General features: G+C 60.9%; 12 protein-coding genes, 1 tRNA gene and 1 pseudogene. 4 read left to right on the top strand and 10 right to left on the bottom strand.

The annotated features are described in order from the left end of the window. Positions 1–15: 15 nt before the first annotated feature. Positions 16–1,140: a Fic family protein gene (locus NMB38_RS19900; protein WP_028686627.1), complete on the bottom strand. Its 1,125-nt coding sequence runs from the start codon at positions 1,138–1,140 to the stop codon at positions 16–18. Positions 1,141–1,423: 283 nt separating this feature from the next. On the opposite strand from NMB38_RS19900, the gene NMB38_RS19895 reads away from it, so the two are divergent. Further along, positions 1,424–2,389, top strand: a complete 966-nt coding sequence (locus NMB38_RS19895; RefSeq protein ID WP_028686626.1) for a tetratricopeptide repeat protein — start codon at positions 1,424–1,426, stop codon at positions 2,387–2,389. Between the two features lie 71 nt (positions 2,390–2,460). Here the strand turns inward: NMB38_RS19895 and NMB38_RS19890 are convergent. The 5 genes and pseudogenes from NMB38_RS19890 to rpsU form a co-directional block, all read right to left on the bottom strand. Further along, positions 2,461–2,537 (bottom strand) — tRNA-Ile (locus NMB38_RS19890). 16 nt (positions 2,538–2,553) lie between these two features. After that, positions 2,554–5,517, bottom strand: a pseudogene (locus NMB38_RS19885) (EAL domain-containing protein); the annotation flags it as partial. Between the two features lie 333 nt (positions 5,518–5,850). Continuing rightward, on the bottom strand, positions 5,851–7,698 hold the full coding sequence (rpoD, locus tag NMB38_RS19880; protein WP_027913617.1) for an RNA polymerase sigma factor RpoD: 1,848 nt from the start codon (positions 7,696–7,698) through the stop codon (positions 5,851–5,853). 67 nt (positions 7,699–7,765) lie between these two features. Next, a complete protein-coding gene (gene dnaG, locus NMB38_RS19875; protein WP_023532591.1) occupies positions 7,766–9,742 on the bottom strand; it encodes a DNA primase in 1,977 nt (658 codons plus the stop codon). Between the two features lie 301 nt (positions 9,743–10,043). Further along, positions 10,044–10,259, bottom strand: coding sequence for a 30S ribosomal protein S21 (rpsU, locus tag NMB38_RS19870; protein ID WP_003255575.1), 216 nt, complete (start codon positions 10,257–10,259; stop codon positions 10,044–10,046). A gap of 204 nt (positions 10,260–10,463) precedes the next feature. Here rpsU and tsaD point away from each other — a divergent pair, with 204 nt between their 5' ends. Next, entirely contained in the window at positions 10,464–11,489 is a 1,026-nt protein-coding gene (gene tsaD, locus NMB38_RS19865) for a tRNA (adenosine(37)-N6)-threonylcarbamoyltransferase complex transferase subunit TsaD (RefSeq protein WP_058603029.1), read from the top strand. Positions 11,490–11,492: 3 nt separating this feature from the next. On the opposite strand, the gene plsY is transcribed toward tsaD, so the two are convergent. Further along, positions 11,493–12,062 (bottom strand): glycerol-3-phosphate 1-O-acyltransferase PlsY, encoded by a 570-nt coding sequence (plsY, locus tag NMB38_RS19860; RefSeq protein WP_027913620.1) that lies wholly within the window; start codon positions 12,060–12,062, stop codon positions 11,493–11,495. 74 nt (positions 12,063–12,136) lie between these two features. Between plsY and folB the strand changes: the two genes are divergently transcribed. Next, positions 12,137–12,493: a dihydroneopterin aldolase gene (gene folB / locus NMB38_RS19855; RefSeq protein WP_027913621.1), complete on the top strand. Its 357-nt coding sequence runs from the start codon at positions 12,137–12,139 to the stop codon at positions 12,491–12,493. Beyond that, positions 12,484–12,993 (top strand): 2-amino-4-hydroxy-6-hydroxymethyldihydropteridine diphosphokinase, encoded by a 510-nt coding sequence (folK, locus tag NMB38_RS19850; RefSeq protein ID WP_482577151.1) that lies wholly within the window; start codon positions 12,484–12,486, stop codon positions 12,991–12,993. Before folB ends, folK begins: the two co-directional genes overlap by 10 nt. 93 nt (positions 12,994–13,086) lie before the next feature. On the opposite strand, the gene NMB38_RS19845 is transcribed toward folK, so the two are convergent. From NMB38_RS19845 to NMB38_RS19835, 3 genes are read right to left on the bottom strand one after another with little or no spacing between them, the layout of a single operon-like run. Continuing rightward, positions 13,087–14,193, bottom strand: coding sequence for a multifunctional CCA addition/repair protein (locus NMB38_RS19845; RefSeq protein WP_280077602.1), 1,107 nt, complete (start codon positions 14,191–14,193; stop codon positions 13,087–13,089). A gap of 54 nt (positions 14,194–14,247) precedes the next feature. Then, complete coding sequence (locus tag NMB38_RS19840) at positions 14,248–15,816, bottom strand: SpoVR family protein (protein WP_027913624.1); 1,569 nt, start codon at positions 15,814–15,816, stop codon at positions 14,248–14,250. Further along, positions 15,813–17,084: a YeaH/YhbH family protein gene (locus NMB38_RS19835; RefSeq protein WP_027913625.1), complete on the bottom strand. Its 1,272-nt coding sequence runs from the start codon at positions 17,082–17,084 to the stop codon at positions 15,813–15,815. The genes NMB38_RS19840 and NMB38_RS19835 overlap by 4 nt, the downstream gene beginning before the upstream one ends. Positions 17,085–17,188: the final 104 nt, after the last annotated feature.

Below are 17,188 nucleotides of genomic sequence, written 5' to 3'. Positions count from 1 at the left end.
GACGTTCATTGAGGCTCACTGGGCTATTTGGTAACGCGTACTGCGGCCGCCACCGGGCAGGCGTTCGATGCAGCCTTTTTCCAGAAGATCACTGAGGTGGCGAGTAGCAGTGGCTTTGGAAACTTTCGCTACGGCTTGGTACTGCGCTGCGCTGATACCTTGCTCGAAGCCGCGCTCGCCACCGTCGAGCAGACGGTTGAGTACTTTTACCTGCTCTGCGGATAACCCCTGGCCGCGGTGCGCCTGCCAGAATCGCGCCTTTGCCAGTACTCGATCAATACGTACGAGAGCCTTTTCCAGGCTGTTGAGCAAGGTGGTCAGAAACCAATACAGCCAACGGGTGATGTCCAGCCCACTTTTCTGACTGGCTTCCAGGATGCGGTAATAACCGGCGCGGTCGTCGAGAATGCTCGCGGACATCGCATAGAAACGGATGGCTTGTCGTTCACCTTGCGCCAACGCCAAGTCGGTGAGGGCGCGGGTAAGGCGGCCGTTACCGTCATCGAACGGGTGCAGGGTAACGAACCAAAGATGCGCGATACCCGCACGCAAGAAAGGGTTCAGGCTGGCATCGCGGCGACTGCGCTCGAACCAGACGAGAAAATCCGCCACTTGTGTTTCCAGGCCAGTTCGCGCAGGTACTTCGAAGTGGACCGTCGGGCGGTGGAGCCGACCGGAAACCACCTGCATGGGCTCATCGCCGCGCAATGTGCCGATATGCAGAGGTCTTGACATCAGCGGGTCATCGCTTGGAAACAACCAGCGGTGCCAAATGAAGAGCCGTTCTGTGTCTAGCGTTTGTTCATACCCCTGAGTGGCATCGAGCAGCAATGCTGCCAGGCCTTCTGATCGCGGTGTGGCTGATTGGCTTTCCTCGTTCAACCCTAAGCGCTGCGCCAGCGATGAGCGCACGGAACCAACATTCAGTTGCTCGCCCTCGATGGCGGAAGAGGTGATTATGTTCTGCAGCATGGCATCCAGGCTGCTCTGCACTTCAGTTTCGTGCCCTGCGGCATCGAGCATCCCCAACAGACGGCCCTGCGCCTGGCTGCAGGCGTGCAGCAGTGGGGCGAGTGTTTCAGTTTGCCAAGTAAACCCTGGCCAACCGGGCTGCTGCCAGATCCATTGCGGGTCATTCATAGGTTACGTTCACGTGAGCCGATTAGCGAGCCTATTCGGCTCATTAAATGAGCCGATAATGCCGCCTATTCGGCTCACTGTCTAATGCATAACGGGGAACATAGTGGCCTCAAGGGCGGTTTCAACACGGGCATCGGGCCCATGACGTGATATGAAATGCAAAAAAGCCGCACAGTTGCGCGGCTTCAAAGAAGGTGGTTCGAACCTGCCCAGCAGAGCCATTACCTTGTTGGCTTTTCTATACGCCCTTAACATGGCAGACCCTCGCAAGGCAGGAAACACCATGTGGTTCACGAATAAAAAAACGCTCAGTGCCGAGCAGGCGACTGCGCTCAATGACCAGGGCTGGGCGGCGTTCCGAGCACAGGATCTGCACGCTGCGCAGCAGTGCTTCGAGAACCTTGCCAAGGCGTGTCCCGACGACCCGCGCTGGATGAATGGCGTTGGCGCGGTGAGCCTGGCACGTGATGATCGCGCCAATGCTCATCGACACTTCCAGAGGGCCGCCGACCGTGATTATCCCGGCAGCCACTACAACCTGGGCATCATGGCCTACCAAGACGGTAATCACGACGTTGCCCGCCGACACTTCCAGAGGGCTGCCGAGCACGACTATCCGGGCAGCCACTACAACCTTGGCAGCATGGCCTTCCAGGAGGGTGACCACGACACCGCCCGCCAATACTTCCAGAAAGCCACCGAGTACGACTGTGTCCGTAGCCACTTCTACCTGGGCAGCATGGCCTACCAGGATGGCGATCACGATGCTGCCGTCGAACACCTCAACAAGGCTGTGCGCCACGATCATCCGGAGGCGTTGAACTTGCTGGGTGACGTCCATCTGCATGCAGAGCGTTATCCGCAGGCTGAGCAGGCCTACCGGCGCGCGGCCGAGTTGGGCAATGTCGACGGCTACAACAATCTTGGCCTTCTTTACTTGCAGCTCGAAGACTATCAACAGGCCAAGCAGGCGTTGTTGCAGGCCTTGGAGTCCGACCACGTCTACGCCCAGCACAACCTGGCTGTGGCCTATCACCGACTGGGCGAGCTCGAGGCGGCCGAGCGCTGGTACCTGATTTCCTTCTCAGAGCACGGCAACCTGCAGTCGCTGGAGAACCTTGGGCATGTCTATGGTGACAGTGGGCGTGAGGTCGAGGGCCAGGCGCTGGTCGCGGCCTCCGACAAGCTCTACGAGGATCAGCCACTCAACGATTACGAGCAGGCGTTGATCGACCGGTTGCTGGCCTGAGCCACGGTGACCTTGCCGCCCGCGCCGCCGACCCAGAAAGCCGAAAGCCGCGCAGTGCGCGGCTTTGAATATGGTGGGCCCACACGGACTCGAACCGTGGACCAAAGGATTATGAGTCCTCTGCTCTAACCAACTGAGCTATAGGCCCTCAGTAGGAGGCGCGATTATAACGAGGGTTTCGCACCTGTGCCATCCGAAAGATCCGTTAGTGCTATACGAAGAAATTGCGCAGCGAATTCCCCCGGCAGCAAGGGCAGGCTGACGATGTAGCCCTGGATCTGCTCGCAGCCTTCGGTAGCCAGAAATCGCTGCTGGGCCTGGTTCTCGACGCCTTCGGCAATGATGGTCAGCTGCATGCTGCGGCCCAGCGCGATGATGGCGCGGGCGATAGCGGCATCGTGGGGGTCGTCGGGCAGGCCGCGGATGAAGGATTTGTCGATCTTGAGGATGTCCAGCGGCAGCCGCTTGAGGTAGCTCAACGACGAATAACCGGTGCCAAAATCGTCGATCGCCAGTTGCACGCCCAATTTCTTCAACTGGTGCAGAACCGCGAGGGCTTCTTCGGCCTGGCTCATGATGAAGTTCTCGGTGATCTCCAGCTGTAGATCGCCGGCCTTGAGTTGGTGTTGCTTGAGCAGTGCCTCGATGCGCCGTGCCAGGTTGGGTTGGCGAAGCTGCGCGCCGGCCAGGTTGATCGACAGCGGGCCAAAGGGTTCGTAACGCTGTTTCCAGACTTGCATCTGGCGGCAGGCCTGTTCCAGTACCCAATCGCCCAGTTGCAGGATGGTGCCGTTTTCCTCTGCCAGGTGGATGAAATGCTCCGGTGGCACTTCGCCAAATGTCGGGTGGCTCCAGCGGATCAAGGCTTCGGCACCGACCAGAGTCTGGGTTTGCAGGCTGAGCTTGGGCTGGAAGCACAGGCTCATCTCGTTGCGTTCGATGGCCCGGCGCAGTTCGTGCTCCAGGGCAACACGCTCACTGGCCTGGGCAGTAAGGTCGCGGGTATAGACTTCCACCCGGTTGCGCCCCTTGGCCTTGGAGCGGTACATGGCGGCATCGGCGTTGCGGATGAGCGTGGCGACATCGCTGCCGTCGTGTGGGTAGAGGCTTATGCCGATGCTGGCGCTGGTGAAGAACTCATGCTCGCCGGCCTGGAAGGGGGCGTTGAAACACGCCAGCAGCTTGTTGGCGATGGTGCTCGCGTCACTGGGCTTGTGCAGGCCAGGCAGCAGGATGATGAATTCGTCGCCCCCCAGGCGCGCCACGGTGTCCACGTCGCGCACCTGCTCTTTGAGGCGCTGTGCGATGCCCTTGAGCAGCAGGTCGCCTACCGGATGGCCGAGGCTGTCGTTGATGTGCTTGAAACGGTCCAGGTCCAGGAACAGCACGGCGCCTTGGCGATTGGACAGTTGTCCACAGGTCAGCACGGCCTGGAGCCGATTTTCGAACAGGGTACGGTTGGGCAGGCCAGTAAGGGGGTCGTGATGTGCCTGGTAGTCCAGCTCGGCTTGTGCGTGCTTGATGCTGGAGATGTCGGCGAACACCGCCACGAAGTGCGTGATCTCGCGCTCGGCATTGCGCACGGCACTGATGGTCAGCCAGCTAGGGTACAGCTCGCCGTTCTTGCGTTTGTTGTAGATCTCGCCCTGCCAGTGCCCTTCATCGGTCAGTTGATGCCACAGGGCAGCGTAGAAGGCGCTGTCATGCTGGCCCGAGGCGAGCAGGCGAGGGGTCTGACCCAGCGCTTCGATCTCGCTGTAGCCGGTGATCTCGCTGAAGGCACGGTTCACCGCACTGATGCGCTGGTCGATGTCGGTGATCAGCACGCCCTCGGCCGTGTTTTCGAACACTGTGGCGGCCAGTTGCAGTTTTTCCTGCATCAGGTGGCGCTCGGTAATGTCCCGGGCGATGGTCAACATACAGTCGGTGCCGGCGATTGGCAGCGGGCGCGCAGACAATTCGCACAGGCGAATCTGCCCGTCGCTACGGCGGATATGGCAGGTGAAGTCGCGTACGAAGCCTTCTCGGTTGAGCTGGTCGAGCAGACGCTTGCGTTCATTGAGGTCTACCCAGATGCCAAGGTCCAGCGACGTCTGGTCCAGGGTCGGGTGCAGGGCGTAGCCGGTCAGGCGGCAAAACCCGTCGTTGACCTCCAGCAGCAAGCCATCGTGCTGACGCGACAGCAACAGGCCGTCTGGTGAGGCATGAAACGCCTTGGCGAACTTTTCTTCGGAAATCTGCAGTTGTTGCTGGGTTTCCTTGAGCTGGCTGATGTCCCGTACGGCGACCACCAGCGCAGGTGTGCCGTCGAGTTCGAAGGTTTCAGCAGACGTAAGCCCTGTAAACACCTGGCCGTTGCTGCGCCTGAAGCTCATTTCCAGGTTGCGGATGCCGCCCAGGTGCAGGCGCTCCAGCAAGCGAGGGCCTGAACCCTCGACTGCCCATAGATTGAGCTCGGTCGCCGTCCGGCCGATGACCTGGCCAGGCGTCAGGCCTATCTGCTCCTCGAACGCTTCGTTGACCTCCAGCAAGCAGCCGTCGCTGTGGCGGGCGATCAGCAAGATGTCCGGGCACTGCTGGAACACCGAGGCAAACTTCTGCTCGGACAGACGCAGCGCATCTTCGGTGCGCTTGGTTTCACTGATGTCGATCATCAGGCCGCGCATGACGGGCTGGTGACCATGCTTGATCATGCTGACGATGTTGCGCACCCACAACGCTTGGCCATCGGCACGAATCACCCGGTAATCCAGGCTGTGGTCGCGCCCGGCGGCAGTTTCGCTTTCGCAGTAGGCCTGGGCCCATAACGCATCGTCAGGGTGCACGATGCTGCGCCAGAAACCGGGCTTTAGCCAATTGCTCAGGGGGTAACCGAGCAAAGCTTCGGCATGGGGCGATACATAGCTGTACGTGAAATCGTTCACGTCCGCTTCCCAGGCGATGGCTGAAAGGCTCTCGACCAGACCACGGTAATGGTACTCGCTGCTGCGCAGCTCCTGTTCCAGTGCGATGCGCCGGGAGATTTCGGAGCTCAGGCGCCGGTTGATACGCATGACCGTGGCCAGCACCAGTACCAGCAACAATACGGTGGGTACGCCGTACACCACCAGATCGGACCAGAACATGCGGGCAGTGCCGTGCTGTGCGGAGGCTTGCGGGGAGTCGGGTTGCGCCGTGGTTGGGCTGGGCATCGCCACGGCGACGTACTCGGCGACCGAACTTGGCTGTTGCACTTGCGCAACGCCCGTCGTGGTCCACAGGCTCAGGGTCACCAGCAGGATTGCCGGCATCAGGGGCATAGCGGCCTCTCGCATTCAAATGGTCTGAGTCGAGTGTAGACGGCCAATCACCTCTGGGATGGGTGTCAGGGAGGTTTTTTCAGGCTTAACAGGGCCTTGGAGACGGATGGCCAGTGGCGTGCGAAGCCTAGAAAAAACCCCGGCCTGGGCCGGGGTTAGTCATCACTCGTCGAGGAAGGAGCGCAGGTGCTCGCTTCGAGTCGGGTGACGCAGCTTGCGCAGCGCCTTCGCCTCGATCTGACGGATCCGCTCGCGGGTCACGTCGAACTGCTTACCCACTTCTTCAAGGGTGTGATCGGTGTTCATGTCGATGCCGAAGCGCATGCGCAGGACCTTGGCTTCACGTGCCGTGAGGCCGGACAGGACATCGCGGGTCGCTTCCTTGAGGCTCTCGACCGTGGCCACGTCGATCGGGGACTGCATGGTCGAGTCCTCGATGAAGTCACCCAGGTGCGAATCTTCATCGTCACCGATCGGGGTTTCCATGGAGATCGGCTCTTTGGCGATCTTCAGTACCTTGCGGATCTTGTCCTCAGGCATTTCCATGCGCTCGCCCAACTCTTCCGGGGTCGGCTCACGACCCATTTCCTGCAGCATCTGCCGGGAAATGCGGTTGAGCTTGTTGATCGTTTCGATCATGTGCACCGGAATACGAATGGTGCGTGCCTGGTCGGCGATGGAGCGGGTAATCGCCTGACGAATCCACCAGGTGGCATAGGTCGAGAACTTGTAACCGCGACGGTATTCGAACTTGTCCACAGCCTTCATCAAGCCGATGTTGCCTTCCTGGATCAGGTCCAGGAACTGCAAGCCACGGTTGGTGTACTTCTTGGCGATGGAGATCACCAGACGCAGGTTCGCCTCGACCATTTCTTTCTTGGCGCGGCGAGCCTTGGCTTCGCCAATCGACATGCGACGGTTGATTTCCTTGATTTCGGAAACGGTCAGGCCGGTTTCGGTCTCAAGGTCGATCAGTTTCTGCTGGCACGCAACGATAGCTGCGTCCTTTTCACCCAAGGCCGCAGCCCATTTGGTGTTGCGCTTGGCAAGGTCACCGCTCCAGGTCTGGTCGGTTTCGTTGCTCGGGAACATGCGCAGGAAGTCGGCACGCGGCATGCGGGCATCACGCACGCACAGCTGCATGATGGCGCGCTCTTGCTGACGCAGGCGGCTCAGTGCGCCGCGAACGCGCTCGACCAGCACTTCGAACTGCTTGGGTACCAGCTTGATCGGCATGAACAGATCGGCCAGTGCCTGCAGGGCAGCAATGCTTTCCTTGTGATCACGGCCGTTCTTCTTCAGGACCTTGTTGGTGGCCTGAAGCTGATCGGATACCGCGCCGAAGCGTTGGGCCGCAACGACAGGGTCCGGACCGCTTTCGGTCTCTTCTTCGTCGTCGCTGTCGGACTCTTCTTCCTCGTCCTCGGACTCTTCCTTCGCAGCGGCAGTCTTGGCGCCTGGAATCGGCACTTCCTCTGTCGGTGCTGCGATGTTGTCATCGGGATCGATGTAACCACTGAGGACGTCCGACAGACGGCCACCTTCGGTGGTGACGCGGTCGTACTCGCCGAGAATGTAATCGACAGTGCCCGGGAAGTGGGCGATGGCGCCCATGACTTCACGAATGCCTTCCTCGATCCGCTTGGCGATTTCGATCTCGCCTTCACGGGTCAGCAGCTCGACCGTGCCCATTTCACGCATGTACATGCGTACCGGGTCGGTCGTGCGGCCGATATCGGTCTCAACTGCCGCCAACGCAGCAGCGGCTTCTTCGGCCGCGGCTTCGTCGGTGTCGGCTTCCGCCAACAGAAGGGCATCCGCATCCGGAGCACTCTCGAATACGTTGATCCCCATGTCGTTGATCATGCGGATGATGTCTTCCACCTGTTCAGGATCTGAAATATCCTCAGGCAGGTGGTCGTTGACCTCCGCGTAAGTCAGGTAGCCCTGCTCACGACCGCGGGTGATCAACTCTTTGATACGAGACTGCTGTTGCGCTTTTCCGGACATAACACCCTATCCACTGAAGGTCTTGGCGGGCAAAAAACAAGCCGAGGATTATACCCGAGCATGGACCTCACGCGCCAGATGAGGTCGGGTTTTGTGCGGGAACATTCCGGCTCAACAAGGCGAGAAGCTGGGTTTTTTCCTCGCTGGTCAATTCGCTTTGACGGGATTTCCTGAGCAGTTGTTCCAGGCTTCGCTCACGTTGGCGAGCGGACAAGCTAGTAATGGTGTCGAAAAACTGTTGTTCAAGGTTGTCGGCCACGATCAACCATTCCTTCTCCGCCAAGGCCCGCAGCAGGCGACCTTGTTCGGTGCCATGCCAGCGTGCGATCAGCTGCATTGAGCTTAGCCCAGGATTTTTCTGTGCAGCTTCGATCAATGCCACCAGCAGTTGGCTGTAGAGCTGTTCTTCGTCGGCAAAATGGCTGGCGTCCTCCACCTTGCCGGCCAACAGCGGATGGTGCAGCAGCGTACGCAGCGCCGCCAGCGTAGGCGGTTCGACCGGTGCCGGCACGCGGGGCGGGGGCTCGTCACGCTGCCACGGCTTGCCGCCCTTGCGATGCTTGTCCCAGGGTTTGTCGCTCCAGGCTTTCTTGCCGCCGGCCTTTTTTGGCGTCCAGGCTTGTTCCTGATGGGCGCCAGCATAATCGGGCTGCGGCATGTCGCCGTAATCAGGCGTGTAGCTGACCATGGCGTCGTAGTCATAGCCTGGATCGTAGTCTGCGCTGGGCGCCGCGGGGGCCTGCTGGGCCAGTTGCTCGACCTGCTGCGGATCGAGCCCGGTGATGTCCCGCAGGCGGTTGCGCATCAGCTGACGCAGGTTGGCGCCCGGAATTTTTTCGATCAACGGTGCAGCCAGGGTCGCCATGTGCGCCTTGCCCTCGAGCGAGCGAGGGTCTGCCTCGATGCTCAACTGCTCGAAGAAGTAATCGGCCAGCGGTTGGGCGTGCTGATTGATGCGGGCCATGAAGGCGTCGGTGCCTTCGGCGCGGACCAGGCTGTCCGGGTCTTCGCCTTCGGGCAGGAACAGAAAGCGCGCGCGACGGCCGTCCTGCAAGTTCGACAGGGCGGACTCCAGCGCCCGCCAGGCCGCCTTGCGCCCGGCCTGGTCGCCGTCGAAGCAGAACAGTACGCTCGGGACCACGCGAAACAGGCGCTTGAGGTGCTCTTCGCTGGTGGCAGTGCCCAGGGTGGCCACGGCGTTGCGCAAGCCCTGCTGGGCCAGGGCAATCACGTCCATGTAGCCCTCGACCACGATGATTTCGTCGAGGTTGCGGTTGTGCTTGCGGGCCTCGTACAGCCCGTACAGCTCCTGGCCCTTGTGGAACACGGGCGTTTCAGGGGAGTTCAGGTACTTGGGCTTGTCGTCGCCTAGCACCCTGCCGCCGAAGGCGATGATACGGCCACGGCTGTCACGAATCGGGAACATCACCCGATCGCGGAAGCGGTCATAGCGTTTACCGGTTTCGGCATTCTCGATCAGCAGGCCGGCATCGATCATGACCTTCTGCTGCAGCGTGTCGGCACCCAGGTGCTTGAGCAGGTTGTCCCAGCCCGGCGGCGCGAAACCCAGGCCAAAATCCCGCGCCACTTCGCCGGATAAGCCGCGGCCCTTGAGGTATTCCACCGCCGCCTTGCGGGTCGGGTGACTGCGCAGGGCCTGGCGGTAGAACTCCGAGGCGGCGTCCAGCAGCGGATACAACGGGGAATCGGTCGGCTGGCGCGGTTTCTGGTCGCGCCGGCCTTGCTCGCGCGGGACTTCCATGCCTGCCGCGCGTGCCAGTTCCTCGACGGCCTGGGGAAAATCCAGGTTGTCGTGGTCCATGACGAAGCCAAGGGCATTGCCACCGGCGCCGCAACCAAAGCAGTAATAGAACTGCTTGTCGGGGCTCACGGTGAAGGACGGGGTCTTTTCCTTGTGGAACGGGCAGCAGGCAGAATAATTCTTGCCGGTTTTTTTCAGTTGGACACGGGAGCTGACCACGTCGACGATGTCGAGGCGGTTGATGAGGTCGTCAATGAAACTCTGGGGAATCAGCCCGGCCATGGCAGTCTCGTCAATCTGGCAACTGGCAAGTCTAATCGCTCACGCGCCGAATGCAGCGGGTGATGCTTGAAGCTATGCGGGGAATAAGTGCTCGTCGCCGGCCCATAAGGCCCGTCAGTCGGACGTGCACGCCTGGCCTACAGCACAATGACCAGTTCTGACGTTTCAGGCAGGTTGCCCGCATGCACGGTGCTTGAACAGGTGCATGGAGCCTTGAGCAAGTTGCTCAAGTTTGAAACGACCACTGCCATCGCCCGGCGGTTAACCGGGCAGGGCAGAAGCTTTGCGATGAACGTCTGTATTAGTACAGACGAACGGCGCGGCGCTGTTCGCGCTGAACTTTCTTGGCGTGACGTTTGACAGCGGCAGCTGCCTTACGCTTACGCTCTGCGGTCGGCTTCTCGTAAAACTCGCGGCTACGAACTTCAGCCAGTACACCGGCTTTTTCGCAGGAGCGCTTGAAACGACGCAGAGCTACGTCGAAGGGTTCGTTCTCTTTAACTTTGACGGCTGGCATCCAGGGCTACCTTAATTCATTACCGGGGTAGACGCGCTCCTGGCAAAACAAAGGTGTGCTGGAGAACGTCGGTTTTCAAGGGTTGCGGATGTTAACCCTTAGCAAGCCGGAATGCAAAGCCTCTGATCGAAAACCGCTGGTCGGCACCTTGCACGGGGACTATCATGCGCGCCTTCGAATTCAGCCCCCACAAGGGACGAGCCCATGCTAGTACTGGGATTGGAAACATCCTGCGACGAAACCGGCGTCGCATTATACGACAGTGAGCGGGGCCTGCTGGCCGATGCGCTGTTCAGTCAGATCGACCTGCACCGCGTATTCGGCGGCGTGGTGCCCGAGCTCGCATCGCGCGATCACGTCAAGCGCATGCTGCCGCTGATCCGCCAGGTGCTGGACGAAGCGGGCTGCGTGGCCACCGAAATCGACGCCATCGCCTATACCGCAGGCCCCGGGCTGGTCGGCGCACTCCTGGTCGGTGCCTCCTGCGCCCAGGCCCTGGCCTTTGCCTGGGATATCCCGGCCATCGGTGTACACCACATGGAGGGCCACCTGCTGGCGCCCATGCTGGAAGAAAACCCGCCGGCGTTTCCGTTCGTCGCCTTGTTGGTTTCCGGCGGTCATACCCAGCTGGTGCGCGTCGATGGCATCGGTCAATACGAGTTGCTCGGCGAGAGCCTGGACGATGCGGCCGGCGAGGCGTTCGACAAGACCGCCAAGCTCATTGGGCTGAACTACCCCGGTGGGCCGGAAATTGCCCGGCTTGCCGAGCGCGGCACGCCGGGCCGGTTCGTGTTCCCACGACCGATGACCGATCGGCCAGGCCTGGCAATGAGTTTCAGTGGCTTGAAAACCTTTGCCCTCAATACCTGGCAGCAGTGCCGGGAGGCTGGCGACGACAACGAACAAACCCGTTGCGACGTGTCCCTGGCGTTCCAGCAGGCGGTGGTAGAGACTCTGACCATCAAGTGCAAGCGGGCGCTCAAGCAGACGGGCCTCAAGCGGTTGGTCATCGCCGGGGGGGTCAGCGCCAACAAGGCCCTGCGCGCTTCGTTGGAAGACATGCTCGGCAACCTCAAGGGCAATGTCTATTACGCCCGACCGCAGTTCTGCACCGACAACGGAGCCATGATCGCCTATGCCGGCTGCCAGCGACTGCTGGCGGGGCAGCAGCAGGACCTGGCGATCAGTGTGCAGGCACGCTGGCCGATGGAGCAGCTGCCGCCCCTGTAGGGCTCAGAAGTGCCGCTCGCGGCCTGCAAACAGGTCACGCAGGTTACTGCGATGGCGCCATACGATCAGGACGGTCAGTACCGTCATCGGCAGCAGGGCCTCGGGCTGGCGCCAGGCCAGCAATGGCAGGGTCAGCGGTGTTGCGATCAGCGCAGCCAGGGAACTGGTCCGGGTGAGGTACAGGGTCAGTAGCCAGGCAACGATGGCCAGCAATGCGGCAGGCAGGTACAGGCCGACCAGCATGCCGGCCGCGGTCGCGACGCCCTTGCCACCGCGAAAGCGAAAGTACACGGGGAACAGGTGGCCCAGCACTGCGCAGATACCGATCCAGGCCTGCGCGTGCAGGTCCAGCCCGGCAAGGCGGGCGAGCATTACCGGCAACAGCCCCTTGCACAGGTCGCCAAGCAGGGTCAGGATCGCCATCTTGCGCCCTGCCAGGCGCAGCATGTTGGTCGCGCCGGCATTGCCCGAACCACTGCAACGCGGGTCCGGGCTGCCTGCAAGGCGGCTCAGGACAATGGCGAAGGACAGCGAGCCGAGCAGGTAGGCGAGCAGCGCCAGTAACCAAAACATGCTAACTATTCCGGGCGAGGACGCCCTGATTCTAACGGCGCCAGTCGCCCTTGTCGTGCTGTGGAGAGAAGTGCTTGGACAGAGTGTTCATCGAAGGCCTGGAAGTCGATACCGTGATTGGTGCCTATGACTGGGAGCGGGATATTCGCCAGTGCCTGCGGCTTGACCTGAGCTTTGCCTGGGACAACAGGCCTGCGGCCGCGGGCGACGACCTCGCCCTTGCGCTCGATTACGCGAGCGTTTCGACGCGTATCCAGGGGTTCGCCGAGCAGGCACGCTTCGAGTTGGTCGAAACCTTCGCCGAGCGCCTCGTTGCCGTGTTGATGGACGAGTTCGGCATTCCTTGGGTACGCCTGAAGCTCACCAAGCCGGGCGCAGTGCCGGCAGCGCGTGGTGGTGTTGGCGTGGAGATCGAGCGCGGATGTCTCTGAGCACGGTATACCTAGGCCTTGGCAGCAACGTCGATCGGCACACCCACCTGTGTGCCGGCCTCGATGCGCTGGCCGCCATCCTGACCGGCATGCGCTGCTCGCCAGCCTTCGAAAGCCAGGCGGTGGGCATCAAGAGCGGGCCGTTCATCAATTTCGTGGTGACCGGGCAGACGACGTTGCCGTTGATCGAACTGGACCGGCGGCTGAAATTCATCGAGGCCGACAATGGCCGGTATGCCCCTGATCGACTCGGCCTACCCCTGGATATCGACGTGCTGATGTATGACGACCTGCATGGCACTTTCGACGGGTTGGTGCTGCCCCGGGCCGAGATTCTGAAAAATGCCTTCGTGCTGTGGCCGTTGTCGCTGCTGGCGCCTGAACTGGTGCACCCGGGTGTAGGCAAGACCATGGCGCAGGTATGGCAAGAGGCGCAGATCGATCAGGTGCTGGCGCCAGTCGCCTTCGAGTGGCGTGGGTTGCAACTGACGCCTGGCTGATGGAGGCTCGTACTGTCGGATGCAAGTCCCGGTATGTCAGCCATCTGCTGCTGGGGTTGCCGCGCAGGTCGAGCGAGCTGCGCGGCATCGTCGCTAGCTGCCCTTGTAGGCATCGAGCGCCTGCAGGCGCTCATTTTTCAAGGCCTCACCCAATGCCTGGCCGGTGAGACCACCCTGAACCAGCGGCTTCACATCCACGGCCCGGGCAGCGGCCATAGCCCCTTGCAAGTAGTCTGCCTGCCGGTAGTCTGTCCGCCCGTTGCCCTGCGCGATCGCCCTGCACGCTGCTAGAAAGTCCTCGAAACGCTGCGGTCTGCGGTAAACGTCGAACGTTTGCAACAGATCCAGCAGCGCCTGGGCAGGCAGCTCAAAGGCATGATTGGCCTGCTCCAGGCACTGGCTGGTCAGCATCGACAGCTCCTGGCATTCTCGCGGGGTTTTCAGGCGCTGATTGAGCGCTTTGATCGACGCGGTGGGCAAAGGATGCAGCAGACAGGCCCAGCGTATGGGCAAAGCAAGCTGAAGCTTGGCTGCCTGTTCCAGTGAGGCCAGGGTCTGGGGGTGAGGCTCCAGTTCCGGCAGCAGCACTTGCAGGGCATTGCACGCTCGCAGGACTTCGAAGAATACCTGGGGGTGCGTTTCCATCAATGCCCGCTCGATTTCCTTCCAGGTGCGTTCTGCCGTCAACGCCAGCAACTCACCCGACGCGCTGATGTGCTGCATCAAGCCCAGCGTGTCATTGGCCACCTTGAAACCCAAGGGCGCATAGCGCGCAGCAAAACGGGCCACGCGCAATACGCGCAGAGGATCTTCGGCGAACGCCGGAGAAACGTGGCGAAGCAGGCGTCGATCGAGATCGGCCTTGCCCTGGTAAGGATCGTAGAGCGTACCGCACGCGTCCTCGGCCATCGCGTTGATGGTCAAGTCGCGGCGTATCAGGTCTTGCTCCAGTGTGACGTCCGGGCTTGCGTGAAAGGTAAACCCACCGTAGCCCCTGCCGCTCTTGCGCTCGGTGCGGGCCAGCGCATATTCCTCACCGGTCTTGGGGTGCAGGAACACCGGAAAGTCGGCGCCTACCGGGCGAAATCCTTCGGCAAGCATGTCTTCAACCGTGGCGCCTACCACAAGCCAGTCGATATCACTGACCGGGCGCCCGAGTAGACGGTCGCGTACAGCGCCCCCCACTTTGTAAATGTGCATAGGTAACTCCCCCTGATTGCCGACAGCATAACCTGCCGGCCGCCAGGGGGCGCATCACAGGTGGTGAATGACCGCCATGTCCAGGCGTCCGTAGTCGGAGCCTTCGCCGTGCTCGCCACGGGGCGGCATATGATGGGTTTTCATCACCTGGTCGCCTTGCACGGTCTCCAGGTGAATATCGAACCCCCACAACCGATGCAGGTGTTTGAGCACCTCTTCGGTCGAACTCCCCAAGGGCTTGCGGTTGTGTTGCTGGTGACGAAGCGTCAGTGAGCGATCTCCGCGACGATCAACACTCCATATCTGCACGTTCGGCTCGCGATTGCCGAGGTTGTATTGGGCAGCCAGTTGTTCACGGATGGTGCGATAACCCGCATCATCGTGTATGGCAGGCACGTAAAGCTCGTCCCGCTGGTCATCGTCCAGGATGCTGAACAGTTTCAGATCACGCATCACCTTGGGCGACAGGTACTGAAGGATGAAACTCTCGTCCTTGAAGCTGCTCATGGCGAACTTGAGGGTCGAAAGCCAGTCGCTGCCGGCAATGTCGGGGAACCAATGGCGATCTTCCTCCGTGGGTGCCTCGCATATGCGCCGAATGTCGGTGTACATGGCAAAGCCCAGTGCGTATGGATTGATACCGTTGTAATAGGGGCTATCGAAACCTGGCTGGAAGACCACGCTGGTATGGGACTGAAGGAACTCCATCATGAAGCCTTCGGTGATCAGCCCCTCGTCATACAGATCGTTCATCAGCGTGTAGTGCCAGAAGGTCGCCCAGCCCTCGTTCATCACCTGTGTCTGGCGCTGCGGATAGAAATACTGGGCGATCTTGCGCACGATACGCACCACCTCGCGCTGCCAGGGTTCGAGCAGTGGCGCGTTCTTCTCGATGAAGTAGAGGATGTTTTCCTGGGGTTCGGCGGGGAAACGCATGTCGTCCCGCTCACTGGCCTTGTCGGCACTTTTGGGAATGGTGCGCCATAGGTCGTTGATCTGCCGTTGGAGGTGCTCCTCCCGGTCCTTCTGGCGGCGACGTTCTTCCTCGGCGGAAATGGGGTAGGGGCGCTTGTAGCGGTCCACCCCGTAGTTCATCAGAGCGTGGCAAGAGTCGATGAGGTCTTCCACCGCATCGATCCCGTGACGTTCCTCGCACTGGGCGATGTACTGCTTGGCAAACACCAGGTAATCGATGATGGAGCTGGCATCGGTCCAGGTGCGGAACAGGTAATTGCCCTTGAAGAAACTGTTGTGCCCGTAGCAGGCATGAGCGATCACCAGGGCCTGCATGCACATGGTGTTCTCTTCCATGAGGTAGGCGATGCAGGGGTCAGAGTTGATGACGATTTCGTAGGCAAGCCCCATTTGCCCGCGGCTGTAGGATTTCTCGGTACTGAGGAACTGCTTGCCGTAAGACCAGTGGTGATAACCCAGCGGCATTCCGACCGAGGCGTAGGCATCCATCATCTGCTCGGCGGTGATCACCTCGATCTGGTTGGGGTAGGTGTCCAGGGCGTAACGTTCGGCCAGGCGGCCGATTTCCCGGTCGTAGGTCCGGATCAGGTCGAACGTCCACTCTGAGCCGGTGGAGATGGGCTGGCGTCTCTGTGCTCTGGCGGTCATGTGGCTAACCTGCGCTGGAAGAGTTCACGGAAGACCGGGTAGATATCGCCGGCCGATACCAATTGCTGCTGCGCGAACGTGTCGGGGAAGGCATTGCCGATACGTTCGTACTCGTACCAGAGCGCCTGATGTTCACGTGGGGTGATTTCCACGTAAGTGTAGTACTGAACGTGCGGCATGATCTGCCGGGTGAGGATGTCGCGGCAGATGGGTGAGTCGTCGTTCCAGTTGTCGCCGTCCGAGGCCTGGGCCGCGTAGATGTTCCAGTCACTGGCCGGGTAGCGTTCGGCCATGATTTCCTGCATCAGCTTCAAGGCACTGGAAACGATGGTGCCGCCGGTTTCGCGACTGTAGAAGAACTCCTCCTCATCCACTTCGCGCGCGCTGGTGTGGTGCCGTATGAACACGACTTCGATCCGGTCGTAGTTACGCTTGAGGAACAGATACAGCAGGATGAAGAAGCGCTTGGCAATGTCCTTGGTGGCCTGGGTCATCGAACCCGAGACGTCCATCAGGCAGAACATGACCGCCTTTGAACTGGGGTTCGGTTGTTTCACCAGCAAGTTGTACTTGAGGTCGAAGGTGTCGAGGAAGGGCAGACGGTTGATACGCGCCTTCAGCCGCTCGATCTCCTGCTCGATTTCCTGGATGTCGGTGAAGTTGTCAGGCTCCTCGACGCGCAGGCGGGCAAGTTCTTTCTGGGCTTCGCGAAGCAGGGCACGGCTGCTGCCGGTCAATGCGATCCGCCGGGCATGGGCCGAGCGCAGCGTACGTACGATATTGATGCGTGACGGGTTACCCTCGCTTGCAATACCTGCGCGCACATTCTTGAAGGTGTCTGCACCGGTCAGGTGACGCTTGACCAGGTTTGGCAACTCCAGGTCCTCGAACATGAACTCGAGGAACTCCTCCTGGGTGATCTGGAAGACGAAGTCGTCCATGCCGTCACCGGCGTTGCCGGCCTTGCCACGGCCACTGCCGCCGCCGCCACCCTGCGGACGGGGAATATGCTCACCTGCAGTGAATTCCTTGTTACCCGGGTGTACGACGGTCTGCTTGCCGCCACGGCCATGGTGCAGCACCGGCTCGTCGATATCACGGCCAGGGATGCTGATCTGTTCGCCGTGCTCCATATCCGTGATGGAACGGCGACTGACCGCTTCTTCCACGGCCTTCTTGATGTGATCACGGTACCTGCGCAAAAAGCGCTGGCGGTTGACCGTGCTCTTGTTCTTGCCATTCAGGCGTCGGTCGATAACGTAGCTCATGGTTCCTCCTGCGGGGAGCAGCTGCAAGCCATAAGCTTCAAGCTGCAAGAAAGAGCAGCCGCCGCAGCTGCGGGCACTGGCGCCGAACGGGTGCCCGGCGCCGG

It is taken from the genome of Pseudomonas sp. FBCC-B35, from assembly GCF_059133755.1.
Note: the sequence above shows the minus strand (reverse complement) of the source record. Positions and strands in the feature narration are given on the sequence as shown.

Excerpts from the sequence above, each read along its gene's own strand:
- NMB38_RS19900 (WP_028686627.1), bottom strand. The coding sequence starts at position 1,140 with ATGAATGACCCGCAATGGATCTGGCAGCAGCCCGGTTGGCCAGGGTTT.
- NMB38_RS19895 (WP_028686626.1), top strand. The coding sequence starts at position 1,424 with ATGTGGTTCACGAATAAAAAAACGCTCAGTGCCGAGCAGGCGACTGCG.
- rpoD (WP_027913617.1), bottom strand. The coding sequence starts at position 7,698 with ATGTCCGGAAAAGCGCAACAGCAGTCTCGTATCAAAGAGTTGATCACC.
- dnaG (WP_023532591.1), bottom strand. The coding sequence starts at position 9,742 with ATGGCCGGGCTGATTCCCCAGAGTTTCATTGACGACCTCATCAACCGC.
- rpsU (WP_003255575.1), bottom strand. The coding sequence starts at position 10,259 with ATGCCAGCCGTCAAAGTTAAAGAGAACGAACCCTTCGACGTAGCTCTG.
- tsaD (WP_058603029.1), top strand. The coding sequence starts at position 10,464 with ATGCTAGTACTGGGATTGGAAACATCCTGCGACGAAACCGGCGTCGCA.
- plsY (WP_027913620.1), bottom strand. The coding sequence starts at position 12,062 with ATGTTTTGGTTACTGGCGCTGCTCGCCTACCTGCTCGGCTCGCTGTCC.
- folK (WP_482577151.1), top strand. The coding sequence starts at position 12,484 with ATGTCTCTGAGCACGGTATACCTAGGCCTTGGCAGCAACGTCGATCGG.
- NMB38_RS19845 (WP_280077602.1), bottom strand. The coding sequence starts at position 14,193 with ATGCACATTTACAAAGTGGGGGGCGCTGTACGCGACCGTCTACTCGGG.
- NMB38_RS19840 (WP_027913624.1), bottom strand. The coding sequence starts at position 15,816 with ATGACCGCCAGAGCACAGAGACGCCAGCCCATCTCCACCGGCTCAGAG.
- NMB38_RS19835 (WP_027913625.1), bottom strand. The coding sequence starts at position 17,084 with ATGAGCTACGTTATCGACCGACGCCTGAATGGCAAGAACAAGAGCACG.